The sequence below is a fragment of the Aliiroseovarius zhejiangensis genome (genome assembly GCF_014656375.1).
In the GTDB taxonomy this organism is placed as follows: Bacteria; Pseudomonadota; Alphaproteobacteria; order Rhodobacterales; family Rhodobacteraceae; genus Aliiroseovarius; species Aliiroseovarius zhejiangensis.
The window spans coordinates 121,931-140,197 of sequence record NZ_BNCH01000003.1 but is presented as its reverse complement, the minus strand read 5'-3'; the positions used below and the strand labels follow the sequence as shown (position 1 = coordinate 140,197).

Annotated in this window: 19 protein-coding genes; 8 read left to right on the top strand and 11 right to left on the bottom strand. The window is 62.0% G+C overall.

From position 1 onward, the window contains the following. The first annotated feature begins 79 nt into the window (after positions 1-79). Complete coding sequence (gene rlmN, locus IE188_RS08580; RefSeq protein WP_191286078.1) at positions 80-1,270, top strand: 23S rRNA (adenine(2503)-C(2))-methyltransferase RlmN; 1,191 nt, start codon at positions 80-82, stop codon at positions 1,268-1,270. Between the two features lie 84 nt (positions 1,271-1,354). After that, positions 1,355-1,711: a DUF1428 domain-containing protein gene (locus IE188_RS08575; RefSeq protein WP_191286077.1), complete on the top strand. Its 357-nt coding sequence runs from the start codon at positions 1,355-1,357 to the stop codon at positions 1,709-1,711. 36 nt (positions 1,712-1,747) lie between these two features. Here IE188_RS08575 and IE188_RS08570 read toward each other — a convergent pair whose 3' ends face one another. Then, positions 1,748-2,590, bottom strand: a complete 843-nt coding sequence (locus IE188_RS08570; RefSeq protein WP_191286076.1) for an LOG family protein — start codon at positions 2,588-2,590, stop codon at positions 1,748-1,750. A 151-nt stretch (positions 2,591-2,741) separates the two neighbouring features. Here IE188_RS08570 and dapD point away from each other — a divergent pair, with 151 nt between their 5' ends. The 3 genes from dapD (at position 2,742) to IE188_RS08555 (ending at position 4,829) form a co-directional block, all read left to right on the top strand. Next, the gene (dapD, locus tag IE188_RS08565) at positions 2,742-3,569 is read left to right on the top strand and encodes a 2,3,4,5-tetrahydropyridine-2,6-dicarboxylate N-succinyltransferase (protein ID WP_191286075.1); all 828 of its coding nucleotides are present in this window, start codon (positions 2,742-2,744) and stop codon (positions 3,567-3,569) included. Between the two features lie 283 nt (positions 3,570-3,852). Then, complete coding sequence (locus tag IE188_RS08560; RefSeq protein ID WP_191286074.1) at positions 3,853-4,194, top strand: hypothetical protein; 342 nt, start codon at positions 3,853-3,855, stop codon at positions 4,192-4,194. Beyond that, complete coding sequence (locus IE188_RS08555; protein ID WP_191286073.1) at positions 4,194-4,829, top strand: HAD hydrolase-like protein; 636 nt, start codon at positions 4,194-4,196, stop codon at positions 4,827-4,829. Before IE188_RS08560 ends, IE188_RS08555 begins: the two co-directional genes overlap by 1 nt. Before the next feature lie 9 nt (positions 4,830-4,838). On the opposite strand, the gene IE188_RS08550 is transcribed toward IE188_RS08555, so the two are convergent. Continuing rightward, positions 4,839-5,435 (bottom strand): hypothetical protein, encoded by a 597-nt coding sequence (locus IE188_RS08550; RefSeq protein WP_191286072.1) that lies wholly within the window; start codon positions 5,433-5,435, stop codon positions 4,839-4,841. A gap of 153 nt (positions 5,436-5,588) precedes the next feature. Here IE188_RS08550 and dapE point away from each other — a divergent pair, with 153 nt between their 5' ends. From dapE to IE188_RS08535, 3 genes are read left to right on the top strand one after another with little or no spacing between them, the layout of a single operon-like run. After that, positions 5,589-6,746: a succinyl-diaminopimelate desuccinylase gene (gene dapE / locus IE188_RS08545; RefSeq protein WP_191286071.1), complete on the top strand. Its 1,158-nt coding sequence runs from the start codon at positions 5,589-5,591 to the stop codon at positions 6,744-6,746. Continuing rightward, positions 6,743-8,998: a ribonuclease R gene (rnr, locus tag IE188_RS08540; protein ID WP_191286070.1), complete on the top strand. Its 2,256-nt coding sequence runs from the start codon at positions 6,743-6,745 to the stop codon at positions 8,996-8,998. Before dapE ends, rnr begins: the two co-directional genes overlap by 4 nt. Positions 8,999-9,046: 48 nt before the next feature. Then, positions 9,047-10,183, top strand: a complete 1,137-nt coding sequence (locus IE188_RS08535; RefSeq protein ID WP_229836698.1) for a lytic murein transglycosylase — start codon at positions 9,047-9,049, stop codon at positions 10,181-10,183. 9 nt (positions 10,184-10,192) lie between these two features. On the opposite strand, the gene IE188_RS08530 is transcribed toward IE188_RS08535, so the two are convergent. From IE188_RS08530 to rsfS, 9 genes are all read right to left on the bottom strand, one after another. After that, positions 10,193-11,149, bottom strand: a complete 957-nt coding sequence (locus IE188_RS08530) for an MBL fold metallo-hydrolase (protein WP_191286068.1) — start codon at positions 11,147-11,149, stop codon at positions 10,193-10,195. Between the two features lie 136 nt (positions 11,150-11,285). Further along, positions 11,286-11,978, bottom strand: coding sequence for a ribulose-phosphate 3-epimerase (gene rpe, locus IE188_RS08525; protein WP_191286067.1), 693 nt, complete (start codon positions 11,976-11,978; stop codon positions 11,286-11,288). 71 nt (positions 11,979-12,049) lie between these two features. Further along, positions 12,050-12,541: a hypothetical protein gene (locus IE188_RS08520; RefSeq protein WP_191286066.1), complete on the bottom strand. Its 492-nt coding sequence runs from the start codon at positions 12,539-12,541 to the stop codon at positions 12,050-12,052. Then, a complete protein-coding gene (locus IE188_RS08515) occupies positions 12,541-13,035 on the bottom strand; it encodes an RNA pyrophosphohydrolase (RefSeq protein ID WP_191286065.1) in 495 nt (164 codons plus the stop codon). The genes IE188_RS08520 and IE188_RS08515 overlap by 1 nt, the downstream gene beginning before the upstream one ends. 106 nt (positions 13,036-13,141) lie before the next feature. Next, on the bottom strand, positions 13,142-14,473 hold the full coding sequence (locus tag IE188_RS08510) for a S41 family peptidase (RefSeq protein ID WP_191286064.1): 1,332 nt from the start codon (positions 14,471-14,473) through the stop codon (positions 13,142-13,144). Between the two features lie 4 nt (positions 14,474-14,477). Then, entirely contained in the window at positions 14,478-15,617 is a 1,140-nt protein-coding gene (locus IE188_RS08505; RefSeq protein WP_191286063.1) for a murein hydrolase activator EnvC family protein, read from the bottom strand. A 17-nt stretch (positions 15,618-15,634) separates the two neighbouring features. Continuing rightward, positions 15,635-17,155 carry a 2,3-bisphosphoglycerate-independent phosphoglycerate mutase gene (gene gpmI, locus IE188_RS08500; protein WP_191286062.1) on the bottom strand — a complete coding sequence of 507 codons (1,521 nt, stop codon included), beginning with the start codon at positions 17,153-17,155 and terminating at the stop codon, positions 15,635-15,637. Between the two features lie 82 nt (positions 17,156-17,237). Then, complete coding sequence (gene rlmH, locus IE188_RS08495) at positions 17,238-17,708, bottom strand: 23S rRNA (pseudouridine(1915)-N(3))-methyltransferase RlmH (protein WP_191286061.1); 471 nt, start codon at positions 17,706-17,708, stop codon at positions 17,238-17,240. A 19-nt stretch (positions 17,709-17,727) separates the two neighbouring features. After that, positions 17,728-18,093 carry a ribosome silencing factor gene (gene rsfS / locus IE188_RS08490; protein ID WP_191286060.1) on the bottom strand — a complete coding sequence of 122 codons (366 nt, stop codon included), beginning with the start codon at positions 18,091-18,093 and terminating at the stop codon, positions 17,728-17,730. Positions 18,094-18,267 lie beyond the last annotated feature (174 nt).

Genomic DNA, 18,267 nt, shown 5'->3' with positions numbered 1-18,267 from the left:
CGTCACGGTGCAATCCGTGGCGTGACAAGCTGTGTTGGGTGGTTTATAGACTGCGGCCTTGCACAGACAGGAACGCACCATGGAACCGACCGCCCCGATCACTCAGGATGTCATGACCATCCCCCGCAAGACCGACGACGGTGGCAAACGCAACCTCGTGGGTCTGACACGTGATCAGTTGCGCGAGGCGCTGATCTCGGTCGGCACGCCCGAGAAGCAGGCCAAGATGCGCACCGGGCAGGTCTGGCAGTGGATTTACCAATGGGGTGTGCGTGAATTCGAAGTCATGACAAACCTTGCCAAGACCTATCGCGCGTTGTTGGCCGAGCATTTCGTGATCGAGATCCCCGAAGTGGTCAGCCGCCTTGTGTCCGAGGACGGCACCCGCAAGTACCTGGTTCGTATTGCAGGCGGTCACGAGGTCGAAGTTGTCTATATCCCCGAGGAGGATCGCGGCACGCTCTGCGTTTCGTCGCAGGTGGGCTGCACGCTGACCTGTTCCTTCTGCCACACCGGCACCCAGAAGCTGGTCCGCAACCTGACCGCCGCCGAGATTGTCGGACAGATCATGATGGCACGCGACGATCTGGACGAATGGCCCGAACCCGGTGCGCCCAAGGACGAAACCCGCCTTTTGTCCAACATCGTGCTGATGGGGATGGGGGAACCCTTGTATAATTTCGACAATGTGCGCGACGCGATGAAAATCGCGATGGACCCGGAAGGGATCAGCCTCAGCCGCCGCCGGATCACCTTGTCGACCTCGGGCGTGGTGCCGGAAATTGCCCGCACGGCGCAGGAAATCGGCTGCCTTCTGGCCATCAGCTTCCACGCCACTACGGACGACGTGCGCGACAAGCTGGTGCCGATCAACAAGCGCTGGAATATCGAAGAGCTGCTGGGGGCGCTTGCCGCCTATCCCAAAGCATCAAACAGCGAACGCATCACCTTTGAATACGTGATGCTGGACGGCGTGAATGACTCGGACGAAGATGCCCACCGGCTGATCGACCACATCAAACGCCACAACATCCCGGCCAAGATCAACCTGATCCCGTTCAACGAATGGCCCGGCGCGCCCTATAAGCGGTCGTCCAACAACCGTATCCGGGCGTTCGCAAACATCATCTATCAGGCCGGGTACGCCAGCCCGATCCGCAAGACGCGGGGCGAAGACATCATGGCCGCCTGCGGGCAGCTCAAATCCGCCACCGAACGCGCGCGCAAATCCAAACGGCAGATCGAAGCCGAGGCCGGGTTGGGTCAATAGACCGCCCAGCCATTTCGCGTTATGCTCAGGGTTCGGGCAGGCGTCCCGAAACGTGGCGCTTGCCTTTGGATGGGAGGCCACACAATGAGCTATGTTCAAGGGTTCCTGATCCCGGTGCCGGTCAAGAACAAGGACGCCTATCGCGACCTTGCCGCCAAATCCGCACCGCTGTTTCAGGAATATGGCGCGACACGCATCGTCGAGACATGGAGCGAAACCACACCGGACGGCAAGGTCACGGATTTCAAACGCGCGGTAAAGGCCGAGGACGGCGAGGCCGTGGTGTTTTCGTGGATCGAATGGCCGGACAAACAGACCTGCGATGCTGCCGCAAAAAGCATGGAGACAGACCCACGCTGGAAAGAGATGGGCGAGATGCCGTTTGATGGCAAGCGGATGATCTGGGCCGGGTTCGACCCGATCTTTGACGACAAAGGGTGACAGGGCCGACCTTGCGCGCGCGGACCCGGCGGCAGGTCACCGCCCCGGAATGTCCTTGCGCTTGCCGGGCTGGCCCCAGTTGTCGATCACGTCGATCGCCTCCTGCGCCGTTTCGACAAAGCGGAACAGGTCCAGATCCTCGGGACTGATCGTGCCAGCGTCCGCCAGTGCCTCCCAATTCACGATACGGGTCCAGAAATCGCGGCCGAACAGCAGGAACGGCACGCGTTTCATCCGTCCGGTCTGAATCAGCGTCAGGCTTTCAAACATCTCGTCCAGCGTGCCGAAACCGCCGGGGAAAATCGCGATCGCCTCGGCGCGCATCAGGAAATGCATCTTGCGGATCGCGAAATAGTGGAAGTTGAAGCACAGGTCGGGCGTCACATATTCGTTGGGCGCCTGTTCATGTGGCAAGACGATGTTCAACCCGACGGACACGCCACCCGCGTCCGCCGCTCCGCGGTTCCCCGCCTCCATCACGCCCGGCCCGCCGCCGGTGACGATCACGTTCTCGCGGTGCCCGTTGGCTTTGGAACGCAAGGTCATCAGGCGGGCAAATTCGCGTGCTTCGTCATAAAACCGGGACAGGTCTGCCAGCGTTTCAGTGCGCGCCGTGTCCTTTTTCGCAGGCTCCGGGATTCGGGCGCCACCAAACAGGACGACGGTGCTGTCCACCCCGTATTCCTGCATCAGAAGCTCGGGTTTCATCAGTTCCAGCTGCCAGCGCACCGGCCGCAACTCGTCCCGGCACAGAAACTCCTGATCGTCATAGGCCAGCTTGTAGGCCTGCGCGCGGGTCTGGGGCGTATCGGGCGTATGTTGTGCGGCTTTGCGGTCTTGCGCGCTGTCGCGGAACGGATGGTTGCGTTCGTCTTTCATGCTCACTAATCCTGTCACTTGTGCGTTCTGTTCATGGCTAACGCCTTTGCACGTGAAGAACCAGTGCCACGTTCCATTGCACAAATACGGGATGCAGCTTAAAGACCAATGCAACAAAATCTCGCCCAATCCCGTTGAAGGAGCCATTTGCATGTCGAACGCCCAACTCGAAGCCGCCATTGAAGCCGCCTGGGAGGCGCGCGACACCATCACCCCCACCACGACCGGCGAAACCCGCGAGGCGATCGAGGATACGCTGAACGCGTTGGATGGCGGCGGGCTGCGTGTGGCCGAACGTCAGGACAATGGCGACTGGCATGTGAACCAATGGGCGAAGAAGGCTGTGCTGCTGGGCTTTCGCCTGAAGGACATGGAACAACAGGATGGCGGTCCGCAAGGCGGCGGCTGGTGGGACAAGGTTGACAGCAAGTTCAAGGGTTGGGGCGACAATCAGTGGAAGGCGGCCGGGTTCCGCGCCGTGCCGAACTGCATTGTCCGCAAATCCGCCTTCATCGCCCCTGGCGTCGTGTTGATGCCCAGCTTCGTGAACCTTGGCGCCTATGTGGACGAAGGCACGATGGTTGACACCTGGGCTACGGTTGGGTCGTGCGCGCAGATCGGCAAGAACGTGCATCTGTCGGGCGGCGTGGGCATTGGTGGCGTGCTGGAACCCATGCAGGCCGGCCCGACCATCATCGAAGACAACTGCTTCATCGGTGCCCGCTCGGAAGTCGTGGAAGGCTGCATCGTGCGTGAAGGGTCCGTGCTGGGCATGGGCGTGTTCATCGGTCAGTCGACCAAGATCGTGGACCGCGAAACCGGCGAGGTCATGTATGGCGAAGTGCCCCCCTATTCGGTCGTGGTCGCAGGCTCGATGCCGTCGAAAAATGGCGTCAACCTGTACTGCGCGGTGATCGTGAAACGGGTGGATGCCAAGACCCGCTCGAAAACCGGGATCAACGAGCTTTTACGCGACTGAGCACCAACGCTGTAAGGAAAGACAAGGCGCGCCGCTTCCGACCGGCGCGCTTTTTTATGCGTTCTCATAGGAAAAAGTGACGTAAATGCCGGGCTGGTCCGTATCACCCTCATACCAAGGGAGGTCATAATGATACGTCTTGTTCTGCTCAGCAGCCTGATCGCCATCGGTTTTGCCGCCGAGGCCGCACAATCTCGCAACGCACAGCATCCAGCCGCCTGCACATACACGGTCTGAACCGGCAAGGCTTGATCCCGGCCCGGAAGCGGCCTAAGCCCGGCGCATGAGCAAAGAGAAAAAACCGAAGAAACCGCATCAGGTTTATACGCTACTGGTCGAGGTCGGTCGCAAGGACGGCGATGGCCTGCCGGACGGTGCCACGGGTGCCGCGCTGGTGTGCTATGCCTCGGGCGTGGACGAGGCCGAAGCGGTGCGTGAAACCGTTGCAATCCTGAAACAGGCCGACCTGGCCCCGCTTGACGTGAACGGCTATGGCAGCCTGGATGAACGGCTGGCCGAGGGGCATGACATTCCCGGCGAAGAACGCAAGCTGATGGGCCGCGCGCTCAAGGAAAACAGCGTGATCGTCGCCCAGATGACCCCCTTCTTTGACGAGGATACCTGATGGGCACCGTTTTTTGGGACCTTGATGGTACTCTGACCGACCCGAAGCCCGGCATCACCGGCAGCGTCGTGAAAGCCTTGCAGGATCTGGGGCTGGACGCTCCCGCGCCGGACGATCTGGAATGGGTCATCGGCCCCGCACTTTTGTGGAGCTTCGAAAAGCTGGGCACCCCGGACCCGGCGCAGGCTCTGGCCTTGTATCGCAGGTATTACGAGGATCACGGCGGCATGTATGACTGCACCGTCTTCGACGGTATCCCTGCCGCGCTGACCGCCATCGGTGCGCGGCATGTCATGCACCTTGCCACCGCCAAGCCGCATGTCTATGCGCGCAAGATCACCGCGCATTTCGGATTGGCGAAACACATGACCCACGAATTTGGCCCCGAACTTGATGGCACCCGCAATGACAAGGGCGAATTGCTGGCCCATGCGCTGACCCGAACCGGCGATGATCCTGCGCGTTGCGTCATGGTTGGGGATCGCCACTACGATCTTGATGCCGCGCGCGCGGTGGGCATGGCCTTCATCGCCGTTGGCTGGGGCTATGGCCGCAGTGACGATCTGTCGGGGGCAGACGCACAGGTGAAAACACCCGACGAATTGCCGGGTGTCGTGGATCGTTTCCTGCCATAGCTGGTTTGTCTATTCGGTCCGCACCACGGTGACAAACTGGTCCGGCAGGCTGGCATCCGGTTCGATCAGCGCCCGAAGCGGGATCGTGATCTCGGCGGTGCGGCCATCCGCGGACAACTGGCCGTTGGTTTCAACGATGTCCTTGCCGGTGATGGTCATGTGGATGCGATGCCCCTGAAAGGATTGTTGCAGCATCCCCATCATCGACGGGTCCGCGCCGCTTTCAGCCGCCACCTTTTTCAGCTCGGCCAGGTCAAACACCAGCCGGACAAAGGGGCCTTCCATCCGTTCAAGGCTGACACCCTGGTTGGGGTTCACGCCACCTTGCGCGGCGTTTTTCTGGCCGTTCTCGATTTCGGCGATCAGGTTGTCGATCGTGTCGGTTTCTTCGACGCGGCAACTGAAGGTGCCATCGGCATTTGTGGTGCCGACCCCCTCTTCACAAGGATCCTGCCCGCTTTGCGCGATCATTCCGTACATTTCCGGCCCCAGCAGCATATGCGCCGACATGGTGGCCGTTTCATCGTCATGCACGACGAAATCCAGATCGGCATCGAAACAGGCCGACAGCGGCACAAGCAGCAGAAGGTACAGAAGTTTTTTCATGAAGGGCTCCGAAGCGCGCAGTGTGAGTTCGCGCGCAGGTTAGACACCCCCCAACGCAAGGTCCAGTCTGCGCATCGGCCATGGGCGGAAGACCTCCACCGATTGCCCTGCCCCCGTCAACCGACTACAGATATCAGAAAGGAGCGCACGAACATGTCCGACACCACCCACACACCGGTTGATCCGGTGGCCTTGACGCAACAATTGGTGCGATGCCCGTCGGTCACGCCAGAGGAAGGTGGCGCGCTGGTCCTGCTGGAAAGACTGCTGACCGATGCGGGCTTTGCCTGCACCCGGATCGACCGGGGGGGCGTGTCGAACCTGTTTGCCCGCTGGGGGTCGCGGAATGCACGCACGCTGGGGTTCAACGGCCATACCGACGTGGTGCCGGTGGGCGATGCGGACGCCTGGACGGTGGATCCCTTCGGGGCCGAGATACGTGACGGTTATCTATATGGTCGGGGTGCCACAGATATGAAGTCCGGCGTGGCCGCCTGGGTCGCTGCCGCGATTGATTTCGTGGCGGATGCGCCTGCGGATGCCTCGCTTGTCATCACCATTACCGGCGACGAAGAAGGCGATGCCACCGACGGCACCACCGCCATTCTGGACTGGATGGCCGAAGCGGGCGAAACCATGGATGATTGCATCGTTGGCGAACCCACCAGCCCGAATGACATGGGCGAGATGATGAAGATCGGGCGGCGCGGGTCCATGACGGCCTATTTCACCGCGCGCGGGGTGCAGGGCCATTCCGCCTATCCCCACCGCGCGCTGAACCCGGTGCCCGCGCTGGCCCGGCTGATTGCCGACCTTGCGGCGCACGAGCTAGACAATGGCACCGACCATTTCGACGCTTCGACCCTTGCCGTGACGACCTTTGACACGGGCAACCCCGCCACCAACGTGATCCCCGCCGAATGCCGCGCCACGGTCAACATCCGCTTCAACGACGCGCACAGTTCGTCTGACCTGATCCGATGGCTGAACACCGAAGCCGCCCGCGTCGGCAAAGCCACCGGTGTGGATATCGAGATGACGGCGACCGTGTCGGGTGAAAGTTTCGTGACCCCCCCCGGCCCGCTGTCTGACCTTGTTGCCACAGCGGTCGAGGCCGAAACCGGGCGTCGCCCAGAGGCGTCGACCTCGGGCGGGACATCGGATGCGCGCTTCGTCAAGGTCATCTGCCCCGTGGTTGAGTTCGGCCTTGTGGGCAAAACCATGCATCAGGTGGATGAACGGGTGAAAGTCGACCAGATCGGCCAGTTGAAAACCATTTATTCACGCCTTATCCGGGATTATTTCGCATGAGCCAATTTCCCAGCAAACAAGAGATTCTGGACTGGATCTCGGATAACCCGACCCAGACGGGCAAGCGCGACATCGCGCGGGCGTTCGGGATCAAGGGCGCGGCGCGGATCGACCTGAAGCGCCTGTTGAAAGAGCTTGAGGCCGACGGGCACCTTGCCAAACGTGGCAAGACCTATCGCAACCCGGACAAGCTGCCGCCGGTCGCCGTGCTGCGGATCGAGGTGCCCGATGCCGATGGCGATCTGTATGCCAGCCCGATGGAATGGGCGGGCGACGGCGCTGCGCCGCGTGCGATTTTGGTGCTGAAGCCCTCGGACCCGGCGCTGGAGCCGGGCGAGCGCATTCTGGCCCGCATGACCGAGGTGAAAGATGAGCCTTATGCCTATGAGGCACGGTTGATCCGCCGCATCGGCACCAATCCGATCCGTATTCTGGGCATCTATCGCAAGGGGTCCGAAGGCGGGCGGATCGTGCCTGTCGACAAGGGGGCGGACAAGGAATGGCGGGTTGATCCCGGAGCGGACGAAGGCGCGAAAGACGGCGAGTTGGTCGAGGCGCAGCAATCCGGGCCGAAATCCCGCATGGGACTGCCCCGCGCGCGGATCGTGGCCCGGCTGGGCGACCCGACCGCGCCCAAGGCCGTCAGCCTGATCGCGATCCACCAGCACGGCATCCCGGATGCCTTCCCCGACAGCGTGATCGAAGAAGCGGATGCGATGAAACCGGCGGGCCTGAAGGGGCGCGAGGATCTGCGCCACCTGCCCCTTGTCACCATCGACCCGGCGGATGCGCGCGACCATGACGATGCGTGCTATGCCCATGCGGACGACAACCCGAAGAACCCCGGCGGTCATGTGGTATGGGTCGCCATCGCCGATGTGGCCCATTACGTGACACCCGGATCAGATCTGGATCACGAGGCGCGGCGGCGGGGCAATTCAACCTATTTTCCCGACCGGGTGGTGCCGATGCTGCCCGACCGGTTGTCTGGCGATTTGTGCAGCCTGCACGAAGGTGTGCCACGCGCGTGTATCGCCGTGCGCATGGTGCTGGACGCGCAGGGCCGCAAACTCAGCCACAGTTTCATTCGCGGGTTGATGAAATCCCATGCCTCGCTGAACTACGCCGAGGTGCAGGCGGCGCAGGACGGTCAACCCAACGAAAAATGCGCGCCCCTTATGGACGAGGTGATCGCGCCGCTGTTTGCCGCCTATCACGCGACCAAACAAGCCCGCGCCTCGCGCCAGCCACTGGATCTGGACCTGCCGGAACGCAAGATCATCCTGGACGACGATGGCAAGGTCGCCTCGGTCGCCTTTGCCGAACGCTTCGACGCGCACCGGCTGATCGAAGAGTTCATGATCCTCGCCAACGTCGCCGCGGCCGAGGAACTGACCCGCCTCAGACGCCCGCTTCTGTTTCGGGTCCACGAAGAGCCCAGCCCCGAGAAGCTGGAAGCCTTGCGTGAGGTCGCGCAGGCGTCTGGTTTCACGCTGGCCAAGGGGCAGGTACTGAAAACCCAGCACCTGAACAATCTGCTGGCCCAGTCCGAAGACACGGAGTTTGACGAGCTGATCAACCTGACCACCCTGCGGTCAATGTCGCAGGCCTACTATTTCCCGGAAAACTTCGGACATTTCGGGCTGGCATTGCAATCCTATGCGCATTTCACCTCGCCCATCCGGCGCTATTCAGACCTGATCGTACACCGGGCGCTGATCTCGGGGCATGGATGGGGCAAGGACGGGCTCAGGCCGGAAGACATCGAAAAGCTGGAAGCGACGGCGCAGCATATCTCGGAAACCGAACGGCGGTCGATGGCGGCTGAACGGGACACGACAGACCGTTATCTGGCCGCGTTTCTGGCCGAACGCGTCGGCAACGAGTTCACAGGGCGGGTATCGGGCATCGCGCGGTTCGGCCTGTTCGTGAAACTGGACGAAACCGGCGCCGACGGGCTTGTGCCCATCAGTTCGCTGGGCAACGAATATTTTCGCCATGACAAGGACGAACAGGTGCTGGTGGGCGAACGGTCGGGTCTGGTGATCGGGCTGGGGCAGCGTGTCACCGTGCGACTTGCGGAAGCCATTCCGACCACCGGCGGGCTGACGCTTGAGCTTCTGAACATTGAAGGACGCAAACTGACGCCCGCAAAAACGCGAAAGACGGGGAAGTCCACACCCCGGAAACCCATGACGTCAAAGCGGAAAACCGCAAAGACGAAAAAGAAAGTGAAGCGTTCCCGAAAGTAGTTGGTAATGTCCAATCGGGACAAAAGGTATGAGTTGGTGTTGAACAGTATGATGTTGGAAGACGATTTTCAGGCATGGTGCGATGCCTTTCGCAAACGTGCCGGTCAGGCGGGCGTCTCTGCCCAAACGCTTGAGCTGTGCGCGAGCCATCTGCGCCCCGATCCCAGGGTGCTGGAAAAGCAATCGAACCAGGCTGAATTTACCCTGACCATCTCGCAATACCTGGAACGCGCGGTGACGGACAAACGCATCCGCAAGGGGCGGGCACGGTTTCGGGATAATCGCGCCCTTCTGAATGGCATATCCGAGAAATTTGACGTCGATCCGCAGATCATCCTGGCGATTTGGGGGTTGGAGACCGATTACGGCGCCACACGTGGCGACTGGCCGGTTCTGACGGCGCTGGCGACACTGGCGCAATCGGGACATCGCGCCAGTTTCTTCGAAGACGAACTGATCGCCGCGCTGACGATCATCGACGCAGGCGACATCGCGCCCGCCGCGATGCTGGGATCCTGGGCCGGGGCGATGGGGCATGGACAGTTCATGCCGTCCAGCGTTCTGCGGTTTGCGGTCGACCATGACGGGGATGGGCGGCGCGACATCTGGGGCGACGATCCGCAGGACGGGTTGGCCTCGATCGCGAACTACTTGGCCGCGCATGGTTGGCGGATGAGCCGCCCCTGCCGGGTCGAGGTCGTCTTGCCACAGGGGTTCGACCATGCACTGGCGGGACGCCAGGTCAAACGCGCGGTTGCCGACTGGGCGGGCATGGGGGTGCAGCTGGCCGATGGCAGCCCGGTCCCGGATTATGGGGAGGCCTCGATCGTGCTGCCGTCAGGCGCCAGCGGCCCGGCCTTCATGACCTTTGGTAATTTCGACGTGTTGCTGACCTATAACCGGGCCGATGCCTATGCGATTGCAGTCGGGCTTCTGGCCGACCGGGTGCAGGGCGGGCGTCCGATCAGAACGCGCTGCCCCGATGACCTGATCGTGCTGTCCCGCGACCAGATGCGCGAATTGCAGGAACGCCTGACGGCGGCGGGCTATGACACATTGGGCGCAGATGGGTTCCCCGGCCCGAACACCGCCGCCGCGCTGCGCAACTATCAGCGCGACAACGGGTTGGTGGCAGACGGGTTCGGATCCGGTGCGATGCTGGATCATCTGCGCAGCCGGGACTGAGGGTGTCGGTTACTCAAACTCCATCTCGGTAAAGACCTGACCGGCATTCTTGGTGGCCAGCTCCTCGAACGTGTCGTGGTGGGCATAGGGGGATTGGTCAACGTAATAGGCGTCTTCCAGCGTGCCGCCTTCGTCAAGCAGCTTGCCCACTTCGCCGCGCAGATGTTTGAGGTAGCCGATGGTGTGATCTTCAACCTGTGCCATGTTGGTCGGGTATCCGTGACCGGGGATCACATAGGTTGCGCCGATGGGGGCAAAGACGGTTTCCCAGGTCTCGATCCAGCAGCTGGTGCAGGTGTCCTCGAAAATCGGCGGGATGCGGTTATGAAAGGCCATGTCGCCCGCAATCATCAACCCGTCTTCCGGCAGCCAGACCTGGATGTCGCCGGGGCTGTGGGCCGGACCGGAATAGAGCACTTCGATGGTTTTGCCCCCCAGTGTGATAACCTCCTTATCCTCGAAGGTGCGGGTCGGCCCCATCGGCACGGTGCCCTCGGCGTTCTCGCGCGCGTATCGCGTCATGCCGTCATAGATCTGGGCCGAGTATTCCTCAAATTCATGGGCGGCATCGACATGGGCCAGCACCTCGACCCCCTGATCGATCCAGTAACTGTTGCCCAGCATCGCGTGACCCTGGCCGTTTTCGTTGATGACGAGTTTCACGGGCTGGTCGGTGACGGCCTTGATCTCGTCATGCAGGGCCTGCGCCAGCTTGGCGTTGGCGCCCGCGTTGACCACGATCACGCCTTCGCCCGTGACGATGAAGCTGAGATTGTTGTTGTGGCCTGCATTTTCATAGGTCGGCGGGGCGGTGGCGCCGATGGCGGACCAGACATCCGGAATCACCTCGACCGGTTTTTCATAAAGCACCGAGCCGGGATACTGGTCGGCGATGTCTTCATCCGCAAAGGCGGGTATGGCGGCAAAGGCGACAAGGGTGGCAAAGGCTGTGGTGATGCGAAACATGGTGTCCTCCGGCAATTTGTTCGCATCAGATTGTCACATTCGAATGTGACAATCCAGCCTTGTGTCAGGGGCGCTGCCCCTGCGGTCCAATCGGTCGATTGGACCTACCCCGGGAAATTTCGGGCCAGAAGAAACCCTAGCTGCGCTCGGCTTCAGCGGCGGCGCGGATGGCGCGGATATTGTCCCCATAAGCGTCTGGATTGTCGACCGAGCCGCCTTTGAAGACGGCGGATCCGGCCACCAGTACATCGGCACCGGCTTCGGCCACCAGTGGCGCGGTTTCGGTTGTGACACCGCCGTCGATCTGGATGTGGACCGGGCGGTCGCCGATCATCCGGCGCAGGCGGCGGGTTTTGTCGACGCCGGAGTGGATGAACTTCTGCCCGCCGAAGCCCGGGTTCACGGTCATGATCAGCACCATATCCACGAGGTCGAGCACATGTTCGATGCTGTCCAGCGGTGTGCCCGGGTTCAGGCTGACGCCGGCTTTCACGCCCTGCGCCTTGATGGCCTGCAACGTGCGGTGGATATGGGGTCCGGCTTCGACATGGGCGGTGATCATATCGGCGCCGGCTTCGGCATAGGCTTCGATATAGGGATCGACCGGCGCGATCATCAGATGCACATCCATGAAGGTTTTCACATGGGGGCGGAAGGCTTTCACTGCAGGCGGGCCGAAGGTCAGGTTGGGCACGAAATGGCCGTCCATGACATCGACATGCACCCAGTCGGCGCCCTGCGCTTCGATGGCCTGGATTTCCTGACCGAAATTGGCGAAATCGGCGGACAGGATGGAGGGTGCGATCTTGATCGAACGGTCAAAGGACATGGGCGTGGCTCCGGCAGCGATGTTTGCCGCCCTTATAGCGGGATTGTGGCGTTTGCGAAGGGTGAAACGCGTCAGCGGCGCGGCAATTCGGGATCGCAGGCCTGACCGCGCATGCAGGACCGGACCTTGTCCAGGGTGGCCGGATCGGGCGTCGCGAACGCGTATCCGCCACAGGGATCGGACACGAGCAGGTAACGCCCGTCTGTCCGTTCCAGATACACCAGATGTTCCTGTCCGTTGCGAAGCCGGGCACACCACGGCCCCATGCATTTCAGGTTGATGTCAATCGCGCGGTCAAACGGCGAGTCAAAACCTGACCGCGTCAGGCTGTGCCCGCTGATCCGACCGCTGAGGAAATTGTCGGGTTTGGGCAATCGTTGCCGGGATTGGTCTGGTTTGGGGGTTTTGCTGGCATCAAAGCTGAGCCGACCCAACACCGCAACATAGGATTTGGTGGACCGGGCGGCGTCCAGGAAGGCTGAGATCGCGTTGTGGGGCAAGCACGAAAGTGCCAAGGCGGACTGAGGCATCACGAGCCAGATGACAAGCAGCAGGCCGCGCATCACAGATACCTCCGAAATCCCTTGAGGACAGTGGCATAGATGTCGCGTTTGAAGGGCACGATATGGGCCACGACCTCGTCCGGGTCCATCCAGGCCCATTGGCTGAATTCCGGGTGGTCCGTTTCGATATTCACCGCGCTGTCGTCGCCCTTGAACCGCATCAGGAACCACCGCTGTTGTTGCCCTTTGAAGCGGCCTTTCCAGATCCGTGGCACGATGTCGTGGGGCAGGTCATAGGGCAGCCAGTCAGGCAGTTCCGCTTCGATCGTCACTAGATCGCTTGTCACGCCGGTTTCTTCCCACAGCTCGCGCAGGGCAGCCTCGCGCGGGTCTTCGCCGTCATCCACCCCGCCCTGAGGCATCTGCCAGGCGGTTTCAGTGCCCAGTTTCGGCGCGTCCAGCCTTTGGCCCACGAACACCTTGCCATCGTCATTCACCAGCATGATCCCGACGCAAGGTCGATAGGGCAGTTTTTCGATATCGGCAGGTGTCATCATGACCTCATCAGCTTGGCGGTGCGACAGCGTGTTACAGGCATCTGTGGCAGGAATGCAAAAGGGCCATCCCTGAGAATGGCCCCTTGATCGTCTTGCAACCTGCTCACTGCGCCATGGCGATGGTCGACAGGCCCTTGATCAGGTCGACCGCGTAAGACAGTTGGAAATCGTCGTCGCGCAGCTTGGCGGCTTCTTCCGCGGCTTCGCGTTCTTCCTCGATCTGGCGCTGTTCATCCTCGCTCAGGCTGTCATTGTTCAGGCTGCCGCGCAGGTCGGCTTCGGTGCGTTGCGGGCGGCCTTCATCCTCGTTCTCGGCCGTGGGGACGCGCGGGGGCTGCTCGACCAAGATGTCGGGCGACACGCCCAGCGCCTGAATCGAACGGCCCGACGGTGTATAATACCGTGCGGTGGTCAGGCGCATGGCCCCGTCCGAGGCCAGCGGCATCACCGTCTGGACCGAGCCTTTGCCGAAGCTCTTGGTGCCGACGACGATGGCGCGATGGTGGTCCTGAAGCGCGCCTGCGACGATTTCCGACGCAGAGGCCGAGCCGCCATTGATCAGAACGACCATCGGTTTGCCTTCGGCCAAGTCGCCTGCTTCGGCGTTGACCCGTTCGCTTTCACCGGGATTGCGGCCGCGGGTCGATACGATTTCGCCGCTTTCAAGGAAGGCGTCGGACACTTCGATCGCCTGATTCAGAAGCCCGCCGGGGTTGTTGCGCAGATCCAGCACAATGCCTGCGACATTGTCCATCCCGCCCAGGGCCTCAACCTCGCGGGTCAAGCCTTCGGTCATGTTGGCATAGGTCTGGTCGTTGAAGGTCGTCACCCTGAGAACGATGGTATTGCCGACCGAGCGCGCGGTGGCGGCGGTCAGCTTGATCGTGTCGCGGATGATCGACACGTCGAAGGGTTCATCCACGCCTTCGCGCACAACGGTGATGATGATCTCGGATCCCACCGGGCCGCGCAGCATGTTCACCGCCTCGTCCAATGTCAGCCCCATCAGGGCTTCGCCATCCACGTGGGTGATATAGTCGCCCGATTCCATGCCTGCATCTGCTGCGGGTGTTCCGTCCATCGGCGACACGACACGCACGAAGCCTTCTTCCTGCGTCACTTCGATGCCCAGCCCCCCGAATGACCCGCGCGTCTGCACCCGCATGTCGGCGGCGTCCTTGGGCGACAGGTAACTGGAATGCGGGTCGAGCGAGGTCAGCATCCCGTCAATGGCCGCCTCGATCAGATCGGCGGCGTCGACCTCTTCCACATATTGCGCGCGGATACGTTCAAAAATGTCGCCAAACAGGTCAAGTTGCTCATAGACGCTTGCGTTGCGGGCGGCATCTTGTGCAAGAAGCGGCCCGGCCACCTGCGTGGTCAGCACCGCGCCTGCCAATGTGCCCCCAAGGGCGGCCATCACGAATTTCCTCATCAGTTCATTCCTTGCCTGCCGCGAACCAGTCGCCGGGGTCCACGGGTGTTCCGTTCTCTCTTAGCTCTATATAAAGCGTTTCCGACGCGACTGCGCCAGTTCCTTCCTCCGCTGCGATCAAAAACGCTTGATCACCGCTGGCCGACGCCCCGCCCATCAGGCCGATCGGGGCGTCTTTTGGCAGCACCTCACCCACTTCGCCGAACAGTTGGCCCAACCCGGCAAGCACCATCAGATAACCATCGCCCGGTTCGATGATGGCGACGTTGCCATAGTCCAGAAGCGGCCCCAGGTATCGGATCGTCGCAGGCCAGGGTGTGGTGACGATGGCCAAGGGCCGCGTGGCGATGACATAACCGGGGCGACGCACCCCGGCGGCGTCCACCTCATCAAAGCGGCGCAACACCTTGCCCAGCACGGGCATGGGCAGCCGCCCTTTCACGCTTGAAAAGTCCCGTGTATCGGCAGCGTTGCCCTGCGGCACAGGTTCCGACATCAGCCCGTCGGCAAAGCTGGTCAAGGTATCCGCGCTTTCAAGCAGCGTTTTCATCCGGGCCTCATCAGCGACGAAACGGCGGGGCAGTTCGGTGCGCCGCGCGATGGCCAGGCTAAGCTCGAACCGCGCGTCCTGCGCACCTTCCAGCCCTGATTTCAGCGTCTCGACCGCGTTTTCCTGCAAGGTCTGCAGGGTTTGCAGCTCTTCAAGGTCGCGGCGCAGCGCGTCGGCTTTCAATTGCAGGGCGGGGGCCACATCGGACAGGATCATCCCGGACCGGGCGGTGCCAATCGGTCCAGCAGGATGGACCAGCAAGGCCGGTTCCGGCGCGCGTTGGATGGTTTGCAGGACGCCCAGAAGTTGGGACAACTGGTCGCTTTCCGCCTGCAAGGCACCCTTCAGGGTTGCCTCGCGCAGGCTGGCCCGGCGCAACCCATCGCGCAGCGCGGCCAGCCCTTCCTCATAGGCCTGCACGGTTTGCGTCAGGGCGGAAATCCGGTCGGTGGACTTTTCAGCTTCGGCCAGTGCAAGCGTCGCCTTGTCCAGCGCCAGCATCGCGGCACGGGCGGCGTCGGTCGGGTCGGTCTGCGCACGGGCTGCAAGTGTCGGCGCGAGCACCAACAGGACCGCCCCCGCCAAACGGGGCAAGAGACGCCCGACCCCTCTCACCGGCGGATCAGACTTTCGCCGGTCATCTCGGCGGGCTGCGCCAGCCCCATAAGCTCCAGCACGGTCGGGGCCAGATCGGCCAGTCGTCCGTCTGCCAGTCGGGCGCCCTCGGGTCCGCCAAACAGAATGACTGGCACAAGGTTGGTCGTATGCGCCGTGTGGGGGCCGTTGGTTTCGTCGTCCCACATGGTTTCGCAGTTGCCATGATCGGCGGTCACGATCATCGCGCCGCCCACCTCTTTCAGCGCCGCCAGCACTTGTCCAAGCCCGGCATCCACCGCTTCACAGGCTGCGATGGCCGCATCCAGATCGCCGGTATGTCCCACCATGTCGGGATTGGCATAGTTTGTGACGATCAGGTCAAAGCGGTCACGGATGGCCCCGACGAAATGTTCGGTGACTTCAGCGGCGGACATTTCCGGTTGCAGGTCATAGGTGGCGACCTTTGGGCTGTCGGCCATATATCGCACCTCGCCTTCGACCGGGGCTTCCTTGCCGCCGTTCAGAAAAAACGTGACATGGGGATACTTCTCGGTCTCGGCGGTGTGAAACTGGGTTTTGCCGTGTTTCGCGACCCATTCGGCCAGCGTGTTCACAATCTCGCGCTTGGGAAAACAGGTGGTCATAAAGGCGTTGTGATCATCGGAATATTCCACCATGCCCAGAAGCGCCGACAAGGTTGGACGCGGGCCGGTGTTAAACTCGGCAAAGCCCGGCTCGCCGATGGCGCGCAGGATTTCGCGGGCGCGGTCGGCGCGGAAGTTGATGAAGAACAGGCCATCCCCATCTTTCATGCCCGCAAAGCCGTCGATCACCGCAGGTTGGATGAACTCGTCTGTTTCGCCCTTGTCATAGGCGGCAGCGATGGCGGCATCGGCGCTGGATGTCGCGGCGCCCTGCCCCTTGACCATGGCGTCGAAGGCGCGGCTGACCCGGTCCCAGCGGTTGTCGCGATCCATCGCGAAATAGCGGCCCATCACGGTGACCACGCGCGCGCCGTTTGGAAGCGCCGCCTCAAACGCCGCCACCTGTTCACGCGCGGATTGCGGCGGCACGTCGCGCCCATCGGTGATTGCATGAATGGCCACGCTCAGCCCCGCATCGGTCAGCGCCTTGGCTGCGGCGACAAGGTGATCCTGATGGCTGTGAACGCCACCGGGGCTTACCAATCCGGCGATATGGGCGATGCCGCCTGCCGCCTTGACCTTGGTTGCGAACGCGCGCAGAGCTTCGTTCTCAAAGAACGAACCATCCTCGATCGCCAGATCAATCTGACCAAGGTCCATCGCCACCACGCGACCTGCGCCGATATTGGTGTGCCCCACTTCTGAATTGCCCATCTGTCCCGTCGGCAGGCCCACATCCGGACCATGCGTAATCAGTGTGCCGTGCGGGCAGTTTTTCATCAACCAATCGAAATTGGGAGTGCTGGCCAGCGCGGGGGCGTTGTAGTCGCGTTGCGCGCGCAGCCCCCAGCCATCGAGAATGCACAGAACGACGGGCTTGGGCGTGGTCATATGATCGGATCCTCTGGCTGCATAAGGACTGTCTATTGTGCGAACAGACCGGGTGCAAGGCAGGCAGGCACTGCGGCGCCGGTCAGACCCGGTGATACGGGCTGCCCGCCAAGATCGAGGCCGCACGGTAAAGCTGTTCGGACAACATCACCCGCGCCAGCATATGCGGCCAGACCATCTTGCCAAATGACAGGCTGGCATCGGCTTGGGCGCGCAGACCGGGGTCAAGCCCGTCCGCCCCGCCGATCGCGAAAGCCACATCGCTGCGCCCGTCTTCACGCCAACGGGCCAGCAGGTTTGCAAAATCGGGCGAGGACATGACCTTGCCACGTTCGTCCAGCGTGCACAGCAGCGCGCCCTGCGGAATGGCTCGTTCCAGCAAGGCGGCTTCGGCCGCCGTGCCACCGCCCTTCTTGTCCTCCACTTCATGGATTTGGGCTGGCCCCAGACCCAGCGCACGCCCGGTGCGATCGAACCGGGTCAGATAATCGTCGATCAGGTCACGCTCGGCCCCGCCGCGCAGGCGGCCAACGGCGCAGATATGCACCTTCATGACGTCGCACCCTTGAAGATCAGGTGGCCGCGCCGGCCGTGCCCGGCTCCAACCACATCTTCTCAAGCTGATAGAACTCGCGCACTTCGGGGCGGAAGACATGGACGATCACGTCGCCCGCGTCGATCAGAACCCAGTCGCCCTGATCCTTGCCTTCGATCTTCGAAAAGACCCCCATATCCTGTTTGAGCTTCTCGGTCAGCTTTTCCGAAATCGCGGCGACCTGTCGGGTCGAACGACCGGAGCACACGACCATGTGATCGGCCATCTCGGATTTGCCGCGCAAATCGATGATCACCACATCTTCGGCTTTGTCATCTTCAAGTGAGTTTAGAACGAGCGACAGGATTGTGTCGCTGACATTGGTCTGAGGGGCCGCCGTCATTGCGGATTTCCCTGCAGTCGCATCTTCTGCGACCTCTGTTTGACGATACAGGACATTGTCCTCCTATCAATACACGCCGTTCCGCCCCGACGCTGGGCATGTTGGAATCGTAGCATCACATGGGGGCGATCTCAACGTTCGTCAAGCAACTGGCGTTATTGGGTCATGCAAAAG

Bases quoted from the DNA above. Each gene is read 5' to 3' on its own strand.
- rlmN (WP_191286078.1), top strand. From the start codon at position 80: ATGGAACCGACCGCCCCGATCACTCAGGATGTCATGACCATCCCCCGC.
- IE188_RS08575 (WP_191286077.1), top strand. From the start codon at position 1,355: ATGAGCTATGTTCAAGGGTTCCTGATCCCGGTGCCGGTCAAGAACAAG.
- IE188_RS08570 (WP_191286076.1), bottom strand. From the start codon at position 2,590: ATGAAAGACGAACGCAACCATCCGTTCCGCGACAGCGCGCAAGACCGC.
- dapD (WP_191286075.1), top strand. From the start codon at position 2,742: ATGTCGAACGCCCAACTCGAAGCCGCCATTGAAGCCGCCTGGGAGGCG.
- IE188_RS08560 (WP_191286074.1), top strand. From the start codon at position 3,853: ATGAGCAAAGAGAAAAAACCGAAGAAACCGCATCAGGTTTATACGCTA.
- IE188_RS08555 (WP_191286073.1), top strand. From the start codon at position 4,194: ATGGGCACCGTTTTTTGGGACCTTGATGGTACTCTGACCGACCCGAAG.
- IE188_RS08550 (WP_191286072.1), bottom strand. From the start codon at position 5,435: ATGAAAAAACTTCTGTACCTTCTGCTGCTTGTGCCGCTGTCGGCCTGT.
- dapE (WP_191286071.1), top strand. From the start codon at position 5,589: ATGTCCGACACCACCCACACACCGGTTGATCCGGTGGCCTTGACGCAA.
- rnr (WP_191286070.1), top strand. From the start codon at position 6,743: ATGAGCCAATTTCCCAGCAAACAAGAGATTCTGGACTGGATCTCGGAT.
- IE188_RS08535 (WP_229836698.1), top strand. From the start codon at position 9,047: ATGATGTTGGAAGACGATTTTCAGGCATGGTGCGATGCCTTTCGCAAA.
- IE188_RS08530 (WP_191286068.1), bottom strand. From the start codon at position 11,149: ATGTTTCGCATCACCACAGCCTTTGCCACCCTTGTCGCCTTTGCCGCC.
- rpe (WP_191286067.1), bottom strand. From the start codon at position 11,978: ATGTCCTTTGACCGTTCGATCAAGATCGCACCCTCCATCCTGTCCGCC.
- IE188_RS08520 (WP_191286066.1), bottom strand. From the start codon at position 12,541: ATGCGCGGCCTGCTGCTTGTCATCTGGCTCGTGATGCCTCAGTCCGCC.
- IE188_RS08515 (WP_191286065.1), bottom strand. From the start codon at position 13,035: ATGACACCTGCCGATATCGAAAAACTGCCCTATCGACCTTGCGTCGGG.
- IE188_RS08510 (WP_191286064.1), bottom strand. From the start codon at position 14,473: ATGAGGAAATTCGTGATGGCCGCCCTTGGGGGCACATTGGCAGGCGCG.
- gpmI (WP_191286062.1), bottom strand. From the start codon at position 17,155: ATGACCACGCCCAAGCCCGTCGTTCTGTGCATTCTCGATGGCTGGGGG.
- rlmH (WP_191286061.1), bottom strand. From the start codon at position 17,708: ATGAAGGTGCATATCTGCGCCGTTGGCCGCCTGCGCGGCGGGGCCGAG.
- rsfS (WP_191286060.1), bottom strand. From the start codon at position 18,093: ATGACGGCGGCCCCTCAGACCAATGTCAGCGACACAATCCTGTCGCTC.